Below are 21,926 nucleotides of genomic sequence, written 5' to 3' on the forward strand. Positions count from 1 at the left end.
TTTTTTAGCATCTGGAGCTTCTTCCTTCTTGGGAGCAGGAGCTTCTTTTTTCTCAGCAGCTTTTTCCGCAGGAACCTCTTTAGGCTTCTCTGCAAATTTTGCTGGTTGTTCTTTTTCTTCAGTAGTCTTCTCCGCTTCTTTGACAGGTTCAGCTGGAGTTTCTTTTACTTCTTCAGTTTCTTTAGAGGCTTCTTCCGCAGGAGTTTGCGCTCCGGGCTTTTTGTCCAGGTCTATCTTACCAACCGTTTTAGGACCGGCAAGCTTGGCTCGGGAAGTAGAAACTTCTTCTTTCTTCACCTCTTCAGCTTTACGCTTTTCCTCTATTTCCTTGCGAAGTTCCTCCTTCTCCTTCTTTCTCTCTTCTCCTACTTCTTTGGAAGCAACCTTTTTACTCTTATCGGTTTGGAACTCGTCAGAAAGCACCTCGTAGATTTCTCCCGAGATCTTGGTAGTTGGACGTGCATCAATCTCGTAGCCTTTGGAAGTAAGATATTCCACAGCCCTGTCTAACGAGATATTGAACTCACGTAGAACTTTATTTAATCGCGTTGTTTTCGCTTCTGCCATAAATTGCCCTCTAAATTAACCTCTTTTAATGTATTCTATATTAAAAAAATATTATTCTTCAAATTCTGAGCGAAGAACCGACATAACGTCTTTGATGGTTTCCTCCTCAAGGTCTGTACGACGTACAAGATCATCAACATCCTGTTCCAATACAGCCTTTGCAGTATCCAGACCAATTTTTGAAAATTCGGCGATCACCCAATCTTCAATTTCGTCTGTAAACTCTTTTAACTCCACATCTTCTTCAACACCTTCTCTGTAAACATCGATCTCATAACCGGTTAACTGCCCGGCCAGTCTAATGTTGTGACCACCTCTACCAATGGCTTTGGAAACTTCTTCCGGCTTCAGCATTACCTCAGCAGTTTTAGCTTCTTCATTCATTTTAATGCTGGTTATCTTCGCAGGGCTCAAAGCTCTTGTGATGAATAACTGCTCATTATTGGTGAAATTGATCACATCGATGTTTTCATTTCCAAGCTCACGAACGATGCTGTGAATACGAGAACCTTTCATTCCCACACAAGCACCTACAGGATCGATCCTATCATCATAAGAATCTACTGCTACTTTCGCTTTTTCACCAGGTACACGAACAACTTTTTTGATAGTAATTAAACCATCGAACACTTCAGGGATTTCCTGCTCGAATAACTTCTCAAGGAAACCTGGTGCGGTTCGGGACATGATAATGGTAGGCTTGTTACCTTTTAACTCCACGCTTTCAATGATCCCACGTACGTTTTCTCCTTTTCTGAAGAAATCTGATGGAATCTGGCGGTCTTTAGGAAGCACAATTTCATTGCCCTCGTCATCAAGGAGAATGATTGCTCTGTGCCTTATATGATGAACTTCTGCAGTATAAATTTCTCCTTCAAGATCTTTAAACTGCTTATAAATATTTGTGTTATCATGCTCATGGATCTTAGAGATCAGGTTTTGACGCAATGCCAAAATAGCTCTTCTTCCAAGATCAATAAGCTTCACTTCTTCTGAAACATCTTCACCAACTTCAAAATCGGGTTCGATCCTTCTGGCCTGAGCAAGAGAAATTTCCCTGTTGGAATCTTCCACTTCACCATCTGCAACAACGATCCGGTTTCTCCAGATCTCAAGATCTCCTTTATCAGGGTTTACAATAATATCAAAATTATCGTCTTCTCCATACTTTTTCTTCAAAGCATTTCTGAAAACGTCTTCCAGGATCGCCATAAGCGTAACCCTATCTATAAGCTTATCATCCTTAAATTCTGAGAATGATTCAATCAACGCGATATTTTCCATATCAATTTGTGATTAAAATGTTATTTTAACTTTCGCTTCCACAATCTCATCATAAGACAATGTTGCCTCTTTATCAACTGTGACCTTCCCTTTACCTACCGGCTTGGGCTCCCTGGCTTTCCAGGCTAGCTTGATCTCTTTTTCGTCTGCAGCCAGAAGATCTCCTTCAAATTTATCATTTTCAGTTTTCACTTTCAGCTTGCGACCTATGTTTTTCCTGTATTGCCTTGGTAAGCTCAAAGGTTCAGAAACCCCTGCAGAAGTCACTTCCAGCGAAAAATCTTCCTCTTCCCTGTCGAGATTATGCTCGATCCCGCGACTTACTGTAATACAATCATTTACTGAAACTCCCTCATCACCGTCTATGACGATCTTTATGTGATTAGCGGAGTTTATGTCAAGGCTTATCAAGAATAAGTTCTTATTCTCTTCAAAGACCTGCTCTGCTAATTTTTCTACTTTATCCTTCAGCATATGTTTATAAAAAGAGGGGACTTCTGTCCCCTCGCTGTACCAAAATTTTAGTTTCAACGCTGCAAATATAGCAATATTTTTCAAGTATAAAAACGCCAGAGGAAATGAAATATTCTTCGTAAATTTAATAGAGACTTCACCTTCAATCTATTACTTCGAATTATGAAAAATATACTAGTTCCCACCGATTTCAGCGATCAGGCCGAAAAAGCTCTTAAAGTCGCTGCACAACTGGCTCGAAAATTCGACAGTGAGATCTATTTGCTCCATATGCTGGAGCTACCCATGATGTTGATCGACCCGGTACATGGCAGTAGCCAGAATGTTCCTGAAGCATTATTTTTTATGAAGCTAGCGCATCAAAGATTTTCCAGATTAAAGATGGCAGACTATCTTGAAGGAATAAAGGTGCACGAAACCGTTCAGTTTCACCGTGCTTTTGAAGGTATTATTGAAATTAGTCAAGAGAATAATTGCGAAATGATCGTGATGGGTTCACATGGTGCCAGCGGCTACCAGGAAATGTTCATTGGTTCCAATACAGAGAAGGTCGTGCGTAATTCTGAAATTCCTGTACTGGTGATCAAAAATGAAATTCCTGACTTCAGAATTGAAAATTTCGTGTTCGCTACAGATGCTACTTCAGATCAAAAAGACCTGCTTTCCAGGGCCATGAAATTTGCCCAGGCAATCGATACGCAAATGCACCTGTTATTTGTAAACACGCCTAATGACTTTTTGAGCACTGCGGAAGCTACTAAGAGAATGCTTAAATTCACAGAAGAATATCCAGAGCTGGAAACCAATATTCATATATATAATGATATAAGCGTTGAAAAAGGTATTCTGAATTTTGCACGTAAGCGAGGAGCAGACCTCCTTGGAATTGGAACGCATGGTCGTAAAGGTCTCGCACACTTTTTCAATGGAAGTATTAGCGAAGACCTCGTCAATCATGCTAACAGGCCGGTAGTAACTTTCAGAATTTAAATAAATGCTTTCAAAGCTCCATTCTTGATCATATTCCAGAGATAGTTCCAGAAAGATTTAGTTCTGTCCCGGTCTACAGTAATATCCTTATGATTCGCTTTACTATTCTGCGCTTTATTCTTCACGATAAGGTTCGCCAGTGCAGATACGACTTTGTTCTTCTCTTTTCCATCCTTCTGTAGTACTTCGATCTTAAAATCCTTATACTCCAAGCGCATATCACCCTTAGCCTTGTAAGGTCCACCTGCGAAATTAAAGTACATATCTTCAATTTCTCCATGTGCCTGTACATTCATGGCGGGCTTCATGAATTCATTGATCTGTTCCGCAGCGATCCTGCCAAGTTCCCCGCTTATATTAAAACGATCCTGGGTATCAGCAATTTTAAAAGACCAATTCACATCCAGAGACGCAGTTTCCATAAAATCTGCCTGAGCCTTTATCACGGTTTCCGGAAAATCCTGCCTATCAAGATTCACATTGGAGATCTGGCTTATCTGAAAATTCATATTAGAAAAATCTACAGTTCCCGGCTCGCGATCTGCATGAATCTTCTCTTCGTACTTGAGATACCCGTTCGTAAGACTTATGCTATCAATTTGCAATAGCACAGGCATTTCCCGAAGCATTTGACTATATAAAGGCTTAATACTACTGTCATCTGGCTGTAACTTATCCCTGTAGATCACAAAATTGAATTGATCTATATGTGTGAGAGAATTTCCAATTTTCAGGCTGTCATTCTGCAAACTCCAGGTAAGCCCCTGCATTCCGATACTATCGATCTCCAGATCATACCAGTCGGTTTCTTTACTAATATTCTGCTGATGCTCATTTCTGGAAAACTTCGGTTTTAGCTGGAAATCGGTAATCTTCACATCGTTATTCCTGATCACAAGGTCGCCAACATACAATTTCTGAAGATCATTCAGATCATAAAACAAGCTATCAATATTCAGAAGGATAAGGTCATAATTAAATGGCACCGATTCCTTTAGAGAGGTTGAATCGATTCGCACCTGCTCCATACTAATATCACGCAGTTTTGAGTAAAATCTATGAGTGGAACTATCTTTTTCAAAGATCTTCAGGCTCCCCCCGGAAACTCTAACCGACTTGATCCTGATCTTATTTTTAAAACTATTCTGTTTTTTAGAAGTGGACGTATCCTTCTCTTTCTTCGGAAGTTTAAAGATCTTCACTTCAGGATTGGAAATTCTTAGGTCACCAATAACGATATTCTTGTTAGTCAAATACTCAAGAATCTCGATATCATTTAATCTGATGGTATCAACTTTCAACATTTTACCGCGAATACTAATGGCAGCATCGATCACTTCCGCAGAACGATCTAAAAGCTTCACATCGACCTTTTCATACACCGCATTTGCAGAATCCAGATTTTTCTCGATTCCTTTCTTGATCTTACTCTCCAGAATGTTGTTCGCGATCGCTAAAATAAGAGCGAGAACACCTATTGCGATCAAAACTCCAATAGCGATTTTGTTTGTTTTTTTCAATTTACCAGGATTTAGGTGAGCCAATTTACTATTCGGCTGGCATGATTCTGGCTGAATTAAGAATATTTAACTTAAAAGATTGTGAGCCAGAAGTTACCAAAGTTAAATATTCGTCAAACTTATTTTTAAACTTTCAACCTAAGCTTATTGCATGCTATATTTGTAGGGTAATAATTAGAAAAAAATGTTTTTAAAGGTCGGTGTGAAAGTTTTATTTGTAATGGTCGAGTTATTTCTCGGGTTTTACAGTCTTGTAATCAGTGAAAGTTTGCTGGTTAAATTTATATTTTTCGTAGTAACTGCTGCGATCGTCGCCTTTGGAATTTTGAAAACGATTGATAAAGTCTTACCAGCTAATGGAGAAATGCTCCAGTTAGGATCGGAAGATGAAGAATAATAATTGAGAAAGAAGAATTAAATCCGTTGATTTGCATCAACGGATTTTTTTTGTTTTAAACTCAACCAATTTAATTAGCATGAGGCTCGTTTGTCTTGCAGACACTCATAATTTACATCATCATTTACCCATTCCCGATGGCGATGTGCTTATTCATGCCGGCGATTGTACAGATGGCGGCACCCGGAATGAAACCAATAATTTCCTGAAATGGATGAGTGATCAACCTCACTCCTACAAAATCCTAATACCAGGGAATCACGATTTTTATTTTGAAAAGAAGGAGTTACTAAAAAGCATTCCCGAAGGCATCGAAGTACTCCTCGATCACGAATTGATCATTGAAGGAACAAAATTCTGGGGCTCACCCGTTACTCCAGGATTGGAGAACTGGGCATTTAACAGAGAAAGAGGTCTGGCGATGCAAAGACATTGGAACAAGATCCCGGAAGATACAGATGTACTAATCACCCATACTCCTCCATACGGTATCATGGACCAAATTGCTTCTGGAGAACGTCTGGGATGTGAAGAATTGTTGAAAACATTAGACTTCGTTCAGCCGAAAATCCATTTGTTTGGACATATCCATTACTCTTCAGGCTACCTCAAACGGAACAAAACTTCGTTTTACAATCTCTCTATTCTTGATGAAGCTGGCAGTATCATGCGCTCACCGATGGTTCTAGATCTATAATCTAAAATTTTTGTAAACAAATTTTCGGTAAGGTTAAAAATTTATTAATAAGGGAAGTATTAGATTTTTATTAACAGCTTTTAGCCTGTCTAATAGTAATTTAGCAACTGTTAATCATACAACAATACACCTATCAATACTTTCATAATGAACAATTTTACTACCCCGGAGTTAATAGACGAGGTCAAAAATCTTATTTCTTACAGTATTTCTAATAAGAATCTAGAGTCCTCGAATTTTCAGTTAATGCATAGAGCCATCGTTAAAAAATATTTCGAAGCTAAGAATGTGCAGATCAACTATGACGAGCAAACGATCGAATTACAATTACCTGTAGGTCAGAGAAAATATACAAATATCACTTTTGAGTGTATGGACCTGGAAAGATTTTTACAATCCTGCCTAAAAAAGGATGAAAAAAGCATCTTTTTTTATGAGACTATTCTTTCTCATTACAATATTACTTCAGCAGCATAGTAAACAATCTTGAAGTACCCATAAAGTTTCGGTCCCTACACCGAACTTTTTTATTTCTGATTATCTCCTATTTCTTTAAGCTTCTCTACATTTAAAGGTTTCGATAAAAAACCTGCCAACTTCGGAAAATTCTCAAAACGTTCTTTATCTGAAAATGCGATCGACGAGGTCACGATGTAAATCTTTGTATGATCGTAAATTTCCGGAAATTGAGCTTGCAAAGCCTCCAGAAACTGCCAGCCATCCATTAAGGGCATATTAATATCCAGTAACATCACTGAAGGTAAATTCTCTTTATTGTCACTATAGTACTTTAGTGCCTCCTTTGGAAACTGGTAATATTCTGCCAGCCTGAAAGCGCCAGATTTTTCAATGTACCGGCTAATGATCATTTGATAGACCTCATCATCGTCTATCACTGCTATCTTATCTGTCATTTGAAATAAACTTTAAAAGTCGTCCCTTCTCCCGGCGTACTCTCCACATCAACCGAACCTCCCATAGCCTCCACCTGATTTTTTGTAATGAAAAGACCTACACCACGACCGTCTTTTCTACTGGAAAAAGTTTTATAGAGTCCGAAGATCTTATCACCATAAGCATCCATATCTATCCCAATTCCATTATCCTGTACTTCAAGCACCCATCGATCATTTTTTAGATAGCCAGAAATAATAATTTCCAGAGTCCTGGATTTATCGGTATAACGAAGCGCGTTGGTAAGGAAATTTAATAATACGCTTTCCATATAAGCCGCGTTAAAGGAAACCTCCATCTCAGCCGGAACTTTATTTCGAATTCTAGCCTCCTTCCGGTTGATCTGCGGAATTAAAATTTCCAGTGTATTTTCCAGCATGTCCCGCACATTAATTTTTTGAATACTAATATCCATATTTGTGCTAATGGAAACCACATCATTTAAATCATGTAAAGACTGGTCAAGATTCCCCGATACCTTCTGAAGTAATTCTATATACTGATCCTTTTCCTCTACTGAATCTTCTTCAGTATACAATTCCAGAATAGACTGCATATTGCTGGCATGAGAGCGTAGATTGTGTGAAACAATGTAGGCAAAGTTTAGCAGACGTTTATTCTGCTCCATCACCAGTTCATAAGATTTTACAAGGTTGAGTTCCGCCTCACGCTTTTCTGTAATATCCCGAAGGTTCACCACAAATCCATTCACATTCTGAACCTCCAGCATATTGGTTAGCGTCGCATTTACCCAGAACCATTGGTCTTCCGCATTTTTTACCCGAAGGATAATATCTGCAATGGGTAGGTTAGGCTTCGTATAGGAGTACTCGATCTTTTGCCTTAACAGGTCATGATCATCTGGATGAATATAATGCAAAACTCCATGGGCAGTAAAATCGATCTCTTCATATTTGGAGACCTTAGCTAGTGAAGGAGAATAATAACGAACACTATTTTCTGTATCTACGATAAGTATGATCTCATCACTATTTTCCACGAGGGCCCGGAAGCGGTTCTCATTATCGATCAACAACTGCTTTGCCTCCATCCTGGCAGAAATATCTTCGATAAGTGCGATCTGCGAAGTTGCCTGCTCTCCTTCCGCCCATAAAGGCGAAACACTTAGATTTATCCAGATGATTTTTCCATCGCTTCTAATGAGTCGTTTTTGTAGACTGTATTGATTGATCTCATTATTCCTTAGTTTTTCAATTAGCTCAATATTCCTTTCGTTATCATCTGGATGGGTAATATCGATATGTGATTTACCCACCAGGTAGTCTTCAGGATAACCTAGTAATTGCTGAAATTTCTTATTGGTTTCAAGGATGAGCCCGGTGTTGGTATCAAGACGGGCCATCCCGATAGCCGCCTGGTTAAAGATCGTTCTAAAACGCTGCTCACTTTCAGCCAGTTCTCCTGCCTGCGACTTCATGCGCTGCTGCATGATTACAGGACGTTTTAAGACCTGGTAGAGTATATAAGCAACGGCCCCTCCAAAGAAAATGATAAGCAAGGCAACAGGAATAAGCCTTAAAAATGGCTGATGTAGTGACTGCGGAATAATATATAACCGCCATTCTCCATCTGGCAGAGTAATCACTTCGGAATAGCTCTCGTGAAGATCTGGTCCCGACTGTAGAAAAAATTCTTCTTTTTCTGAAACTGGGTTAATCTTAGAAAACTGGAACTGATAGTCATCGCCAGATAATTCTTGTATTCCAGACTGATGCATCAAATTATCAAACTTTATGATGACGGCAACAAAGCCCCATAAGTCATTTTTTAGAAATACAGGTAATCGTCCAACAACGGCAAGACCACCCTGTTTCAGTTCGAAAGGTCCAGCGAAGAACATACGTTTACGTTCGATCGCTTCCAGGGCTTCCTGATTTCGGGTAGGATCCTCAAGAATATTATAGTTAATAGCGTCCTTATTCTCCTCAAATGGATATACTTTGGTAATAACGCCATCGGGTACTATCTGTATCGCATCAATATTTGGGTTGTTATCTACCAGCTGAGATGCAATGAGGTTAAAATTATCGATCTCACCCTTTTCGTCGATCTGTAATGCCAGTGAAAGAGCTGCAGAATAACTGTATTTAAGAGATTGATCGATGTTCTTGGCTACCACATCGATCATGGAAGACATTTCTGTCTGCCTGTCGTCTAGCAGGATCTGGTAACGCTGCCACAGCATAAAGAACCCCAGGATCACAAGCACCAGCGCACTAGCCAGAGAGATCAGTAACAATTTCAGGTTCAAACCTGGCGAGGTAGGGTTATGGTTAGTTTTTGACATTCAGTGGGTTCAGGCCTGTTGAACGAGACTTTGAAATGTTAAGATTCAAATATAGCTAAATATGTATAACTTATTCAGTACAGAAATATAGATATTGAGGTATAAAAAAACCCGGCGAATAGCCGGGTATATGTAAGCAGGGTTATAAGTTTACCAGAACATGGCCTTACCTCGTATCTTATCCCAGAAACTTGTTTCCTCCTGACCGTAGACATAACCATATTTGTTACCATAGCCAAAGTTTGACAATTCTACATCATTCAACACAAAGCCAACATCATGTAATTTGCCATCTCGTTTGGCATCCAGTGCAAACTCCTGTAATTTTTTCTCGGTGTATCCAGCTCTTATCATATATAAAGTAAGGTCTGCAAATTTATTGATCAGGAAGGTATCTGCTACTAACATAGATGGCGCTGTATCTACAATAACATAGTCGAATCTTGTCTCCAGCTCTGCGAACATCTGGCCAGATTTGTCCAGTCGCCATAATTCCGCCGGGTTTGGTGGGATACTACCTGAAGCTAACAGACTTAGATTAGAGTGTAATGCAGACTGCTTAATAAGACCATCGAGACTATGCGAGTTGTTGATCAAATAATCACTTACTCCAAGCATACTTTTGGTCTCAGCTTCGTATCGCTGTAGTTGAGGATTTCTAAGATCACCTCCAACGATAACTACTTTCTTCCCGGTATTGGCAAGGGTTACCGCCAGATTGAATGCAGCAAACGTCTTACCCTCACCTTTAACGGTTGATGTAATAAAAATCTTAACGCCGGATTTTTTATCTCCATTACTGGCAAGTAGATATTGCAAATTGGTATGAAGTATTCTAAAAGCTTCTGCCAGGATAGACCTGTCACTCTTATTATCAATAAGTTCTTTATCCCCTCGTTTGACTTTTGGTATCTCTCCAACCACAGGAATTTCTTTGGCAGCTTTATCAAGATCTGCACGATTCTGAATTTTATTATTTAACAGTTGACTTATATAGATGATAAGAAATGGGATTAACATTCCCAGGATCAATGCTGCAAGCAATATGATCTTTGGTTTTGGTGATATTGGCTGATCTGAGCTGTAAGCACTATCAACGATCTTTGCTTTTGGTGCTGTTACCGCAAGACTTAATGAATTCTCTTCTCTCTTCTGAAGTAGAAAAATATAAAGTGATTCCTTTATATTCTGTTGTCTTTCGATGCCTCTGTATAATCTTTCTTTCCCCGGAACTGCTGAAATTTTTGAGCCTATCACTGCACTTTGCCTATTAAGATCCTCCTGTGCAATCTTTAAATTATCCCGCATGCGTTGCAAACTCTGAAGTACATTTCCTTTAATCTGATCGATCTGGCTACTCAGGCGTACCACGATAGGGTTCTTAGCCGTAGATCCACTAAGAATACGGTTACGTTCCAGTACAAGATCATTATATTCCTGAATACGTTGATTGACACTTTGCTGAGAGATCCCTAGATTCGCCGGTAAAAGATCACCTTCAGATCCATTACGCAGATACTCGATCATGGCATTGGCCAGCTCTACCTGGGTGCCCATTTCCTGCTGGCGCTTGTTAAATTCGCTCGCATTCTCTATAAACAAACTGGACTCTGCCTGGATATCGGTAAGTTGATTATCCTGTTTGAACTCCTCTTTCCCGGTTTCCACGCTATCCAGTTCCTCATTGATAATGGAAAGACGTTCATCGATGAACTTCGCCGTATTGCGCGCTACCAGGTTTTTATCTTCAATGGCTTCCCGATTATATTCCAGGATCAATTGATCTAGAATATCTCTGGCCTTCGCTTTTACAGGATCTTCAAGAGACAATTCGATCAGGCTGGAATTTTTGTCGGTTAAATTCACCATCACTTTAGCACGATAGGCGGAGGTTACTCCTTGGATGGTACTGAACCTTATCTTAAGATCTGAAAATTCAGAAGCGGCTGAATCCTGAGGATTTAAAACTACAGTCGCAAAGCCAATCTCTACCGGCATGCCTGCTTTGGCTTTCAGGATTTTACCGCTACCCAAATTAGTGAGGAGAAAATCATTCCCACTCTGGCTCACATAAAATTCGCTATCTTCAGATTCCGCAAGATCTTTTAATTTTTGCTCATCCATTTTCAGGATTTGGACAAGCACAGGAGAATTCAGATATACTTCCTTCGCCGGGATTCCGGTTTCATCGATATACTGAACATTTAATTGTAAAGCCTTCACCACTTCGGTCATCATACGGCGTGACTTCAGGATCCCGATCTCATTCTCGATACTATTCGTACCCATTCCGGAGAGCAGTCCAAGATCTACAAAAGCCGACATTTCAGAAGAAGGACCTTTACTATCTTCATCTTTTATGATGATACTGGCAGTGGTGTTATAACTGGCGGTGGTAAATTTAAGATAGGTAAAAGCAAGAGCAACGCAAACAATTACTGCCAGAAGAAACCAGGGCCAGTATTTCAAATACTTTTCAAGTTCCTCTCTTAAGTTGATCTCCTCCTCCTGAGGTCTTTGGGTATATTGGGGCGTTTGTGACATTGTCTAGTTTGTTATAAGGACCGCGAGTGAAATAAGTACAGACGCGATGGAAATATATACTCCTGCATTTCTATTGTAGCTGGCGCTTTGAAGCTGTGCTCCGTTTGGCTCTACATAAACCACATCATTTTGCTGAAGAGTAAAAAACGAAGAATCCACAATTTCAGGATTGGTTAGATCAAGGTATTCGTAGGTTTTCTTACCTCCATCTTCCCGCATGACCAGTACATTTTTTCTTTTGCCGTAGATACTCAGGTCTCCGGCTAGTCCCAGCGCTTTTGGCAGGGTAAGATATTCATCCCGAACATCAAAAGTTCCCGGGCGGTTCACCTCTCCCAGAACACTCACCTGGAAATTTACGAGTCGAATGTTTACAATTGGATCCTGTACATATTCGCTGATGGAATCTTTTAATTTGTGCTGAAGCTCCTGCCGGGTAAGCCCGGCCACATTAACAGTTCCCAATACCGGAAACTCAATATTACCTTCACCATCTACAAGATAGGTTTGCAGTTGTTGTCTTCCGGTCACCATTAAGCCATTATTGACACCCTGCTCAGGCATTCCCATGACTGGTAGATTGAAAGGCATGGCCGCAGCCTGCTCGGGAGCAGAAACGACCACGGTTAATAGATCATTGGATTTTAATTTCAGACTTTTATCGATGTTTTCTTCCAGTCGCTCTCCAGCCTGTTCCAATCCCTGGAAGTAAACGATCTCCTTTCTGGAAACACAGGATGACAGCAATAGTAGGCAGGTAAAAATCTGAATGAATTTAAAGATCTGGGGATACTTCATAGGTTCAAAACTTTGTCGCGAATATACTATTCTTTAATTTTTCTTTCACAATTATTTAACATCAGACTGGATGTTAGCTTACCTTAACTCTCCAAGGAAACTCACCCAATCCTGGTGATAATTCCGTAAGACATTAGACAATCTGGGCATTCCAATTCTGTAGGATGCTGCGACCGGTTGTTCATTGTTGTAGGTATACTCATACCTGTATTCTTCAGTGGTTTTTAACTCCAATTTCTTTCCGCGGAGAATAGAGCCAGGAAATAAACTGAATGCAAACTGGAAACCTCCGGTAGTTCCAATATCTGTTCTCGAGGCATACAAACCTATCTCCGCCTGTGCAAATTGTTTGATAAGATCCAGGCGCACTCCTTTATCCTCATACAGGAACTGTCCTGCACTTAGTTTTAAGCTGGTATTCTTAATGCCTGTTCGCCACTCGGTATCTGCTACCAGGTATAGTTCATTCATGGGAGTACTGTATTTCTCAAACCCATTAAGCCAGTAAAACCCGGTTAATCCAGCGCCCAGGCCAAAACTCCAGTTCGATCTTAGATTGGCATACCGATATTCGAGATCCAGACCGTAGCGGTCATTATAAAAACTACCAGCACTGGCTGCTATAAAATGATCATTCCACGGCTGGTTGAAATAGTGCAGCATGCTAGGAGCTGCTCTTAATTTCATGCCCTGGTTATCATAGTTGTTATTTACCGGAATGCTAAGTCCTGTTTGCAGACTAAGACCTCTGGCAACATAGATCCTTGTATCTACTATGATATTGAATTTTGTCTGGAAAGGATCTGTATAAAAACCAAAGCGGGTCGCCAATCTTGGCTGAATACGGAACTGCCAGCGATAATTTTTAAATGGCTTATTAGCTTCTTGATAAAAACTACGTAGTTCTTGATCGACTTCCAGAATTTGAAAGTCTTCAGAATAACCGGCCACAAGATTGTTGTGATGCAGCGGGAAATACTGATGTTTCTCTTCGGAAGCTTTAATTTGCTGAGCCTGGATCAGGGAGAAACCAGGGTTTCTATAAATGCGATTTTCAAAGATCAATTGCTCACTTTCCACGGAAGGATACAGCAAAACATTTTCAAAACCAGACTGTCGCAGACTATCCTGAAGTTGCTGAGAGGAGGCTTCCGCAGCAAAAACTAACAGCACGATAAAGAACAGGATCCTATTCATTAGTTCTAAGCTTTTGCGGTAACAAATCCAGTTTAAAATTTACAGCAGCCGAATAGCTGAATTCTTTAAGTTCATAACTGGTTAATTGCAGGCTCAACCACTTTAAAGGAGTTACAAATAAACCGGCGTTTATAGTATTAGAGTCGTGCTCGAGCATAAGTCCGCTCCAGCTCACCGGTTTATATATTATAGACCCAAAAAATCCCGATAAATAATTGGTATCCAGAAAATCTGACTTTTTATCAATTACAATATCAAAATAACTACCTGAATTATCCTTTCTTCTAAAAACATAAGGAGAACCGTAACCGGCAGAGATTTGCAGATCACCTAGGTAATGATCGAAGTTTTTGGTGAATACAATATAATCGTGAGATAGATAGGGAGCGGCGGAACCTGGCGGGGTGATACCTATCACTATCGCTGGAAGCAATTCCTTTTCTTTGATTAGTCTGAATCTTAGATCAAATTGGCGATCTCCAATACCCAGCTTGTTTTGCTCGGCTTTTTCTCTTCTATAGGCAATGCTCAGGTTCGCGGTGAGGAAGCTGGTAAAATTTACCCGGGCGTTATAAAAGTATACATCGTCCCCAATTTCCCGAGTAAACATACTGTATTCGCCCGGTAATCCAGCTACGGAAAAACCAAGAGGTTGATCCTCCAGCCACCTGGCGGTGGGAGTATTCACTGCCCCGGGTTTTCCCATGATATTTACCTGGGAAAAGACGGAGGTAGATAATAGTAAAAATAAGAGCCTGATGCTTAGCAATTTGTAAATATAAAAACTGCCCTCTACAAATATTTATTGCAAAAGGGCAGTTATTGTTTAGTCAGTAAATATTAGTTACCACCACCCTGGTTATGACAGGTATTCAAGGCTGTATTTAATACGGTTAAAGCTCTGGTTCTAATCTGTTCGAAATTACCATTTGCAGTATTTTCAAGACTTAGGATCTGGGCGGTGATTCTCGCAAGGTTCTCGGTTAATCTTCGAGCTACTAAAGCGGTAGCTGCAGAGTTCCATTTAGAAACATCAGATTTTCCTTTGATCAGGTAAAGTACCGCATAGTTTCTAAGTGCAGCAGCGCGAGCATCATCATCTGTAGCCTGAGCATAAGCTAAAAGCGCTTTGGAGGCAGTGGCAATCTCAGCAAGATAGGTAGCCGTTGCTTCAGAAATATTGGTCTCTGCAGATTCCTTCATCGTATTCGCATTGGAAACCTTATCGTTTTCATAACTGGTGATCTCTTCCAGTTGCTCTGCCAGGGTAGCTGTAGGCTCTTCAAGGGCAGCATCAAAAGCATCATTTGCCGCATCAAAACAAGGTCCTTCCTGGAAGGCTTCGCTAAACTCATTTTTAGAATCCAGATCGATCCCGTTTCTGGTTAGTGCTGCAGCGGTATCAAAGTCTGCACTAAAATTAATCGTTGGCAGCAAAGCCAGAACATCTGCCGGAGCATTTTCCAAGGCGGTCGCGGCAGCCGCAAGATCACCATCCAGTGAGCTCATGGCCAGGATCTCATCGATTCGTGCATCGGTTAGGTTCGCTGCTTCATCCTGAACTCCGGCTGGCAAGGTAGCTGCAAAATTATCTGCGGTATTCAGATTAGCCTGGGTCTCAGCGCTAAGCTCTCCACCAGCTTCCAGGTCGCTTAGTACCGCAGCAGTTGCTGCCGACTGCTCCACACCTCCAAGATCTACTTCTTCTAGAGTGATCTCGTCAATGTTCAATTCCGGCATTTCGCCTATATCTTCGAATTGTTCATCAAATTTGAATTCTTCAGGGGTGTTGTCGTCGTCGTTACTACAGTTGGTTAATAGTAGACCTGCGAAGGCAATACTAATATAAAGTGCCGGTCGCTTAAGGGAGTTGGTAAAAGTAGATTTCATAAGATTGATTTAAATATGGATTGAAGTATAGAAAAATGGACATTAAAATTAAAAAATAGAGGCTATTCTTAGAACCCTGCGGAACTTGACACGCATCCCATTGGGTCTTAGCTGCAAATGTTCTTTATAGTAGGCGGCGCGCTTTCTCAAGATCTCAAAGACCAGGGCGAAAAAGATCAATCCCAGAACACTAAGGCCAAGTAAGATGACACTATTAAAGAAAGGGCCTGCGATCACATAAGCCGCGACCACGCAAATATTTAAAAAGCCAAGACCAAAGCTTGCCTGTTTATGGTTTAGTTTATTATCTACCATCACGTGATGCAAATGATTGCGATCTGCCTCAAACGGACTTTTCCCATTTTTGAGTCGTATCAACATCACCCGTATGGTATCGAACACCGGAAGAAAAAGTACCGATAGCAGGAATAAAGGTCTGTTCTCGGGCATAAATCCTTCCGCCATCATTTCAGGGGAATGTTTCATGACCAGGATCTTCAGGCTTAAGAAAGCGACAATGAATCCTATGGTTAAGGAGCCACCATCACCCATAAAGATCTTACGCCTGTTATTGGAAAAATTAAAGCGTAGGAAAGCCGCCAGTATTCCTACAACGCTTATGCTTATCAAAACATAGTAGGGTTCGCGAACGACAAAGAATACAAACGCAAAAACACTACAGATCACGATCCCGGCGATACTGGCCAGGCCATCGATCCCATCGATTAAATTATAAGCATTGATCAAGGCCACAACGATCACCAGCTTAATTAAATACCCCAGGGCAATCGGGATAGCACCTATACCCAGGAATCCATTTAGATTTTCCAGATGCAACTCCGGCGAAAAGATGATAAAGCCTGCGGCAAAGACCTGACTTACCAGCTTCAATTTCGCGGTAGATATCACCAGGTCATCTTTTAAACCCGCCATAAACAACAAGGTAAGCCCAATTATCAAATGATTGCCGGTAAAGGAAGTCCTTAAACTTTGCAGCAAACAAATAATCAGGATAAGCACCACAAAAAAGGCCACTCCTCCAAAAGCGGGTACTTTTAAAGAGTGAGAACTACGATGATTGATCTCGGTCACAAGATTCTTTTCCTGGCTAACCCATAAAACTTTGGGAATAAAATACCAGGTTAGCGCAAAGGCCAGCAAAAAGGTCACTGCGGTAAAAAAACCGAAATTACTCCGGAATAGATCCAGCAGTACCTGGTGATCTAAAATGTTCATATTGGTTGGATTTCAAGTTAAATATATGCGTAACCTGAATCTTGTAGGGAGATTTTGGTTTTTGGTCGATTATGTTGAGTACAAAGTTAAAATTTTTAACGAATATATAAACGCTTAACTTTTTTAATTTTTTGAATTCCGTTACTGAAAATTATAATGACCAATCTTTGAGAATATGAAAATTAAAGCTGCAATATTTCGATTATTGAATTTTTATAGAAAATTTTAATTCATATATCAAAAATTCACCAATCAGTTTTAACATCTAGGTACCATTGAATTAATCGCCGAGTTAATTGAAATTGTGGTCCTAAACCATTCGAGGGACTTTACACTTAAGTCTCTTCTAATCCTACGCCCTTTAATTTGATAAGATTTTGCTTAAATATTTGACTTTCGCCATTATTAAAGAAGTATTAGTAATACCACATATTGAATGGAAATATTTATTTAAATAAATTGAAGTTATAGTTTATTGCTCCATCTAATTGTCGTCGTGTATAATATTATTATATGAATTCAATAACTCTCTCCACAATATTTTTGAATCAAATTCTGATTCAATACGACATCTACCCTTTCTGCCTAATTCCTTTCTTAATTTTGGTTTCTCGATTAATTCTACAAGACCAATTTCTAATTGAGTACTATTTATTTCATCGATCAATAGTCCTGAAACACCATGACTAATACTTTCTCTACAGCCAATTACATTAAATCCTATAACCGGCAATTCCATTGCAGAAGCCTCTAGAGCGACATTCCCAAAACCTTCTCTATGACTAGGAAAAGCAAAAATATCTGCAGCTGCATAAAATTTCTCAGTATTACGCTTCCAACCTTCCTGGAATATTCTTGGATGCTTAGTTATTAAAAAAAGAACTTCTTCAGTTAAGCTATCAAAATGATCGTATTTCCCTTGAATTAATAAAAATACATTCTTACGAGATAAAGCTATTCGATTAAATGCAAGAACTAATTCATTGATCCCTTTATCTTTTCTAATTCTACCAGAATATAGAATGAGCAAATCTTCCCTTTTTAATCCTAACTTTTTTCTAACTTTTCTACCTTGCTCTAAATTTTCTAAAGAGAGATTAAATTTAATAAGGTCTACTCCATTGCTAGAACCAGAACCAATTACAAAAATTTTTTCCTTTTTGCATATACCACTTTTTATTACATCATCTTTTAATTCGTGAGAAATGCAAAAAACCTTTACAGAAACGGCACATACGAATTTTTCAATTGTTTCATAAAATTTTCTTTTCCATCCTGTTTCCATCTCGTATGCTCTACCTCTAAGAGTATACATTATTTTTTTTTGAAATGTCAGGCTTGCTGCCAGAGCACCAATTAGCGATGCTTTCGGTGTAGAAATACTTACAATATCAAATCGATTAAACATAAAAAACCAACTCAACTGTAGTAAACTCCAAAGATCATTTACTGGAGATGGAGGCCTTTTTAAATGTATTATTTTAGTTCTAATACCATCATTTTGCAACCATTCGTGCTCAATCCCATCAGGAGCAACACCAGTTATTTCATAGCCATTTTCCTGTAAGAATTTGAATTGATCTTTATATAAACTATGTAGATTCATAGCTGAGCCAATTACTACACAAATCTTCTTTTTTCTCATTGATAAGAATTAGAAATTGAAATTAACCAAAAGCCTTTTCAAATTCAGCCCTGGAATTAAAGGAAGATTTAGAATCTAGGTTATCTTTTATAACCTTTGCTGGGACCCCGCCAAGAATTTTAAAATCCGGAGTGCTTTTGACTACTGAGGCGTTGGAAGCTATTAAATTTCCTTTACCAATTTCAACTCCACATTTTATAGAAACATGCGAGGCTAACCAAGATCCTTTACCTATTAAAACGGGCTTGGCTATACTACCACCAAATCTTACAGAATTGTTTTTAAAAACATGTTGTGTAGTACTTATAACAACATATGGAGCGAAAACAACTTCGTCTTCAATTTTTAACCCCGCCATAGCATTTAACCAACACCCCCGAGCAATATACACATCATCCCCTATGACTAAGCCTTGCGGATTATTAATAAGGACATTGCTAGCGATCGTGAAATTTTTACCACATTTCTTAATGAAAAAACTGGCTAAAATTCCTCTCAAACGAATAGTTATGCGGTTGTCGGGAAGCCAATTGGTAATTAATAATACAAACCATAGTGGAAGCACATATCTCAATTGATTTTTTAGCTCTCTCATACTAATTCTCTTAATGAATTCAGTAATTTAAAGCGTTTGATTTGAAGTTTATCATTTTCAAAATTTTTTGCTTTAAATATATTTCTTTGACTAATTTCTTCTAACTGGCTAGTTGAATTATTCTTTATTAACCATGTCAGTTTATTAGCTATCTGTTTATAGTCCCCAACAGAAAATAAATAATCCTTATCTAATAATTCGGAAATACCTCCGCGATTTGAACCGAAACAAATAAGCCCTCTTGCCATAGCTTCTATAAGAGCTCTAGGCATTCCCTCATTAAAGGACGGAAGAATAAAAAAATGAGCTTTATCCAGAAAGGCAACTACATTATCAATTCCTGTAACCTGACCATGAAAAGAAACCTTTGGCGAAAGTTTTAAATCCTGAACTAACTTTTCGCAACCTTTCCTGGTTGGACCATCTCCAATAAAATCCAGTTGAGTCCGTGGATATTTTTCAGAAATTATTTTAAAAGATTGAATTAGATCTTTTTGATTTTTTAAAGGAATAAAAGAACCTATATGGATAAATCGTATTGAATTGTTGAAATCAAATTTCTTAGATTGATCTAAAATGTATTTATTCTCTAAACGAATACTTGATATAGATTCCGTGCTTTTGCCATTCTTTATTGGATATTTCTTTTGTAAATGACGTATGCTAACATAACTACCAGATTCTGCGTTATAAACTATTTTTCTTTTTCTGCTCTTTAGTATTTGCCCAAAAATCATACTTGGTAATCTCTTAGCAATAGAATCCTCTGAAGAAATCATAGCGTCCTCAGGGTCGCCTATAGATTCAAATATGTAAGGTATATCTTTAGATCTATTATGACGAAATATTTCCCAAGCTGCCATAGAGGGTAATCGAAAGCAAAAACAATCCGTCTTAAAAATTGATGATAATTCCTGTTTTATATAGCGATTAATATTTAGAAACCATTTAATACCATGAACATTTGGCAGTTCAATAAAATTAATTCCTGGCCCACTTGATTTAACCCATCTTTTATCTAAATCATCTACCTTTTGTACTCTGCACACAACATCAACTTCATCGAAAACATCTAAATAGTTTTTAAAAAAATTATAATTGAATACATAGTCATCAAAAAGCTCACCTCCATTATTAAAAAATCGGTGATCAGTTACAATTGTTATCTTCATGATTATAATTTAGAATAAAATTGTTCGAACCATTTTTTATGCGAAAAGTGTTTGATTGCCCAATCTTTGAGAATTAATTTTTCTATTTTGCCTTCCTTAAGTTCTAATATTCTATTAACAGCAAGTTCTTTGTTGAGAGGAGGAACAAGCAAATCGTATAATTCTTTGGGTACTGTTTCTTTAATAGGATCAATATCTGAAGCTATAATGGGAAGTCCTGCAATCATCGCTTCTATTAAAGCATTGGGCTGCCCCTCATTTATTGAGGGAAAATAAAAACAATCTAGAGTGTTCAATACTTTTATTACATCCTTCCTGTGGCTTAGCAATTTTATTTGATCGTTTAGACCTTCTTCTTCAACCCTTGTTTTTAATTGTTCGTATACATCTTTACCACAGAATAGAAAATAAATATCCTTATTGTTTCGGCAAAGAGTAACTGCCACCTCAATAATAGTACTATGGTTTTTAGCTTCATTATAACGGCCTACGTGACCAACTACAAAAGCAGATTTCGGAATTAAAAGATCTTCTCTTAAATTTTCCTGACTATTTAAAAACTGAAAAGCATTTATACCATTGTATATCACTTCAAATTTGCTATTCCTTTTCCAAGAATCTTTATGAAAAAAATCCATAGCCGCTTTTGAATTAGCTAGCACCTTCGTAGCGGCGCAAGGAAGCTGCATGTTTATGGTTTTGTTATATAAAGTTTTTATAGGTGTTTCCTTATACCTATTATTAGAACCTCTATGAAAGGCTATCCTTTTCTTTATACCTGCTAATTTTGCCAAATAAAGTGGAATAGCTGCAAAATTACCGGTAAAGTCACAAACCGATTCAAATTCACCGGTCATTAAAATTTGATATAGCTCATAGAACTTGGCTGGATCAAAATAGCCTATTTCTACAGAAATTATTTTTGCGCCTAATTCCTTAAAATTGGTTTCCAAGTCTCCTATATAGCCCCCTTTGCATATCACAGTTGCACTAATTTCCTCTTTATAAAAGGTAAGAAAACGTAACAGATAGTTTTCTAAACCACCTGAGTTTAAGCCGGTAACTAAAAAAGCAACTTTTTTCATTTAAAAGTTCAGGAAATCTTGTGGAGTTATCTCTTTAAAAAAAATAAAAAATGAGGATAAAGAATATTTAGTAAAATAGCTAGCCTCTATATTATTACGTAACACAATAAAATTGGAAATTAGGTTTAAAGCAAATAGCCCCAAAATTATAAGAAGAGGTTTTAAAGATTGTTTTTCCCGAAACTCATAAATTAAAAGTAAAACAAATATAATCTTTACAACGATTAGATATCTAGAGTAAACATTTGTCACTGGATAAAACAGATTTACTGCAGCAAAACTTAGTAGTAACAAGTTTCTAAAAAGTGAATTTCTTTTAATGGTAAAAATTAAATATAAGTAGGCGAAAACACTCCATGCAATAGAAAAGAAATATACGAGAATATAATTTGATGAACCTTCTGAAATCCCTTTTTCTACAAAATCCTGTCCTTCCAAATAGAGCTCAGCTTTTGTATCAAAACCTTCAGAAAAATCTAATGAACTTAAAAGTGTGACAATGATATCTTTTGGCAGAAATAAGGCTGTAAAAGAGCTCAAAAATAAAAACTTATAAAAATTATCAGCTCGAGG

General features: G+C 38.4%; 20 protein-coding genes and 1 pseudogene. 4 read left to right on the forward strand and 17 right to left on the reverse strand.

Translation table 11 applies throughout. The features are described from left to right. The 3 genes and pseudogenes from ACNKXS_RS01940 to rimP all read right to left on the reverse strand — a co-directional run. Window positions 1-567 (reverse strand): annotated as a pseudogene (locus ACNKXS_RS01940) (translation initiation factor IF-2); the annotation flags it as partial. A gap of 51 nt (window positions 568-618) precedes the next feature. Further along, window positions 619-1,851 (reverse strand): transcription termination factor NusA, encoded by a 1,233-nt coding sequence (gene nusA / locus ACNKXS_RS01945; RefSeq protein ID WP_295180859.1) that lies wholly within the window; start codon window positions 1,849-1,851, stop codon window positions 619-621. Window positions 1,852-1,863: 12 nt separating this feature from the next. Beyond that, window positions 1,864-2,325 (reverse strand): ribosome assembly cofactor RimP, encoded by a 462-nt coding sequence (rimP, locus tag ACNKXS_RS01950; protein ID WP_417919400.1) that lies wholly within the window; start codon window positions 2,323-2,325, stop codon window positions 1,864-1,866. 162 nt (window positions 2,326-2,487) lie between these two features. Here rimP and ACNKXS_RS01955 point away from each other — a divergent pair, with 162 nt between their 5' ends. Next, the gene (locus tag ACNKXS_RS01955; RefSeq protein WP_417919401.1) at window positions 2,488-3,315 is read left to right on the forward strand and encodes a universal stress protein; all 828 of its coding nucleotides are present in this window, start codon (window positions 2,488-2,490) and stop codon (window positions 3,313-3,315) included. On the opposite strand, the gene ACNKXS_RS01960 is transcribed toward ACNKXS_RS01955, so the two are convergent. Beyond that, a complete protein-coding gene (locus tag ACNKXS_RS01960) occupies window positions 3,312-4,835 on the reverse strand; it encodes an AsmA family protein (RefSeq protein WP_417919402.1) in 1,524 nt (507 codons plus the stop codon). The genes ACNKXS_RS01955 and ACNKXS_RS01960 overlap by 4 nt on opposite strands. A gap of 184 nt (window positions 4,836-5,019) precedes the next feature. On the opposite strand from ACNKXS_RS01960, the gene ACNKXS_RS01965 reads away from it, so the two are divergent. The 3 genes from ACNKXS_RS01965 to ACNKXS_RS01975 all read left to right on the forward strand — a co-directional run bounded on the left by ACNKXS_RS01965 (window position 5,020) and on the right by ACNKXS_RS01975 (window position 6,406). Continuing rightward, the gene (locus ACNKXS_RS01965) at window positions 5,020-5,232 is read left to right on the forward strand and encodes a hypothetical protein (RefSeq protein ID WP_298246129.1); all 213 of its coding nucleotides are present in this window, start codon (window positions 5,020-5,022) and stop codon (window positions 5,230-5,232) included. Between the two features lie 79 nt (window positions 5,233-5,311). Next, entirely contained in the window at window positions 5,312-5,929 is a 618-nt protein-coding gene (locus ACNKXS_RS01970; RefSeq protein WP_417919403.1) for a metallophosphatase domain-containing protein, read from the forward strand. 147 nt (window positions 5,930-6,076) lie between these two features. Then, the gene (locus ACNKXS_RS01975) at window positions 6,077-6,406 is read left to right on the forward strand and encodes a hypothetical protein (protein WP_417919404.1); all 330 of its coding nucleotides are present in this window, start codon (window positions 6,077-6,079) and stop codon (window positions 6,404-6,406) included. 50 nt (window positions 6,407-6,456) lie between these two features. Here ACNKXS_RS01975 and ACNKXS_RS01980 read toward each other — a convergent pair whose 3' ends face one another. From ACNKXS_RS01980 to ACNKXS_RS02040, 13 genes are all read right to left on the reverse strand, one after another. After that, window positions 6,457-6,843, reverse strand: coding sequence for a response regulator (locus ACNKXS_RS01980; RefSeq protein ID WP_417919405.1), 387 nt, complete (start codon window positions 6,841-6,843; stop codon window positions 6,457-6,459). Continuing rightward, window positions 6,840-9,191 carry a PAS domain S-box protein gene (locus tag ACNKXS_RS01985; RefSeq protein WP_417919406.1) on the reverse strand — a complete coding sequence of 784 codons (2,352 nt, stop codon included), beginning with the start codon at window positions 9,189-9,191 and terminating at the stop codon, window positions 6,840-6,842. Before ACNKXS_RS01985 ends, ACNKXS_RS01980 begins: the two co-directional genes overlap by 4 nt. Before the next feature lie 150 nt (window positions 9,192-9,341). Beyond that, the gene (locus tag ACNKXS_RS01990) at window positions 9,342-11,735 is read right to left on the reverse strand and encodes a GumC family protein (protein ID WP_417919407.1); all 2,394 of its coding nucleotides are present in this window, start codon (window positions 11,733-11,735) and stop codon (window positions 9,342-9,344) included. A 3-nt stretch (window positions 11,736-11,738) separates the two neighbouring features. Beyond that, window positions 11,739-12,533, reverse strand: a complete 795-nt coding sequence (locus tag ACNKXS_RS01995) for a polysaccharide biosynthesis/export family protein (protein ID WP_417919408.1) — start codon at window positions 12,531-12,533, stop codon at window positions 11,739-11,741. A 78-nt stretch (window positions 12,534-12,611) separates the two neighbouring features. After that, on the reverse strand, window positions 12,612-13,730 hold the full coding sequence (locus tag ACNKXS_RS02000; protein ID WP_417919409.1) for a YjbH domain-containing protein: 1,119 nt from the start codon (window positions 13,728-13,730) through the stop codon (window positions 12,612-12,614). Further along, a complete protein-coding gene (locus tag ACNKXS_RS02005) occupies window positions 13,723-14,436 on the reverse strand; it encodes a YjbH domain-containing protein (RefSeq protein ID WP_417919410.1) in 714 nt (237 codons plus the stop codon). The genes ACNKXS_RS02000 and ACNKXS_RS02005 overlap by 8 nt, the downstream gene beginning before the upstream one ends. 134 nt (window positions 14,437-14,570) lie before the next feature. Next, on the reverse strand, window positions 14,571-15,620 hold the full coding sequence (locus tag ACNKXS_RS02010) for a hypothetical protein (RefSeq protein WP_417919411.1): 1,050 nt from the start codon (window positions 15,618-15,620) through the stop codon (window positions 14,571-14,573). Window positions 15,621-15,668: 48 nt separating this feature from the next. After that, window positions 15,669-16,856: a glycosyltransferase family 4 protein gene (locus ACNKXS_RS02015; protein WP_417919412.1), complete on the reverse strand. Its 1,188-nt coding sequence runs from the start codon at window positions 16,854-16,856 to the stop codon at window positions 15,669-15,671. 484 nt (window positions 16,857-17,340) lie between these two features. Next, a complete protein-coding gene (locus tag ACNKXS_RS02020; protein WP_417919413.1) occupies window positions 17,341-18,501 on the reverse strand; it encodes a glycosyltransferase family 4 protein in 1,161 nt (386 codons plus the stop codon). Window positions 18,502-18,523: 22 nt separating this feature from the next. Continuing rightward, a complete protein-coding gene (locus ACNKXS_RS02025) occupies window positions 18,524-19,096 on the reverse strand; it encodes an acyltransferase (RefSeq protein WP_417919414.1) in 573 nt (190 codons plus the stop codon). Continuing rightward, window positions 19,093-20,268, reverse strand: coding sequence for a glycosyltransferase (locus ACNKXS_RS02030; protein WP_417919415.1), 1,176 nt, complete (start codon window positions 20,266-20,268; stop codon window positions 19,093-19,095). Before ACNKXS_RS02030 ends, ACNKXS_RS02025 begins: the two co-directional genes overlap by 4 nt. Before the next feature lie 2 nt (window positions 20,269-20,270). Continuing rightward, on the reverse strand, window positions 20,271-21,353 hold the full coding sequence (locus ACNKXS_RS02035; RefSeq protein WP_417919416.1) for a glycosyltransferase: 1,083 nt from the start codon (window positions 21,351-21,353) through the stop codon (window positions 20,271-20,273). Continuing rightward, the coding region (locus ACNKXS_RS02040) for a hypothetical protein (protein WP_417919417.1) at window positions 21,354-21,926 on the reverse strand (573 nt) is incomplete at its 5' end.

This window comes from Christiangramia marina (genome assembly GCF_048285865.1).
GTDB lineage: Bacteria > Bacteroidota > Bacteroidia > Flavobacteriales > Flavobacteriaceae > Christiangramia > Christiangramia marina.

Excerpts from the sequence above, each read along its gene's own strand:
- ACNKXS_RS02030 (WP_417919415.1), bottom strand. The coding sequence starts at position 20,268 with ATGAAGATAACAATTGTAACTGATCACCGATTTTTTAATAATGGAGGT.
- ACNKXS_RS01975 (WP_417919404.1), top strand. The coding sequence starts at position 6,077 with ATGAACAATTTTACTACCCCGGAGTTAATAGACGAGGTCAAAAATCTT.
- ACNKXS_RS02015 (WP_417919412.1), bottom strand. The coding sequence starts at position 16,856 with ATGAACATTTTAGATCACCAGGTACTGCTGGATCTATTCCGGAGTAAT.
- nusA (WP_295180859.1), bottom strand. The coding sequence starts at position 1,851 with ATGGAAAATATCGCGTTGATTGAATCATTCTCAGAATTTAAGGATGAT.
- ACNKXS_RS01970 (WP_417919403.1), top strand. The coding sequence starts at position 5,312 with ATGAGGCTCGTTTGTCTTGCAGACACTCATAATTTACATCATCATTTA.
- ACNKXS_RS01985 (WP_417919406.1), bottom strand. The coding sequence starts at position 9,191 with ATGTCAAAAACTAACCATAACCCTACCTCGCCAGGTTTGAACCTGAAA.
- rimP (WP_417919400.1), bottom strand. The coding sequence starts at position 2,325 with ATGCTGAAGGATAAAGTAGAAAAATTAGCAGAGCAGGTCTTTGAAGAG.
- ACNKXS_RS01965 (WP_298246129.1), top strand. The coding sequence starts at position 5,020 with ATGTTTTTAAAGGTCGGTGTGAAAGTTTTATTTGTAATGGTCGAGTTA.
- ACNKXS_RS01995 (WP_417919408.1), bottom strand. The coding sequence starts at position 12,533 with ATGAAGTATCCCCAGATCTTTAAATTCATTCAGATTTTTACCTGCCTA.
- ACNKXS_RS02000 (WP_417919409.1), bottom strand. The coding sequence starts at position 13,730 with ATGAATAGGATCCTGTTCTTTATCGTGCTGTTAGTTTTTGCTGCGGAA.
- ACNKXS_RS02010 (WP_417919411.1), bottom strand. The coding sequence starts at position 15,620 with ATGAAATCTACTTTTACCAACTCCCTTAAGCGACCGGCACTTTATATT.
- ACNKXS_RS02020 (WP_417919413.1), bottom strand. The coding sequence starts at position 18,501 with ATGAGAAAAAAGAAGATTTGTGTAGTAATTGGCTCAGCTATGAATCTA.
- ACNKXS_RS02025 (WP_417919414.1), bottom strand. The coding sequence starts at position 19,096 with ATGAGAGAGCTAAAAAATCAATTGAGATATGTGCTTCCACTATGGTTT.
- ACNKXS_RS01990 (WP_417919407.1), bottom strand. The coding sequence starts at position 11,735 with ATGTCACAAACGCCCCAATATACCCAAAGACCTCAGGAGGAGGAGATC.
- ACNKXS_RS01980 (WP_417919405.1), bottom strand. The coding sequence starts at position 6,843 with ATGACAGATAAGATAGCAGTGATAGACGATGATGAGGTCTATCAAATG.
- ACNKXS_RS02005 (WP_417919410.1), bottom strand. The coding sequence starts at position 14,436 with ATGGGAAAACCCGGGGCAGTGAATACTCCCACCGCCAGGTGGCTGGAG.
- ACNKXS_RS02035 (WP_417919416.1), bottom strand. The coding sequence starts at position 21,353 with ATGAAAAAAGTTGCTTTTTTAGTTACCGGCTTAAACTCAGGTGGTTTA.
- ACNKXS_RS01955 (WP_417919401.1), top strand. The coding sequence starts at position 2,488 with ATGAAAAATATACTAGTTCCCACCGATTTCAGCGATCAGGCCGAAAAA.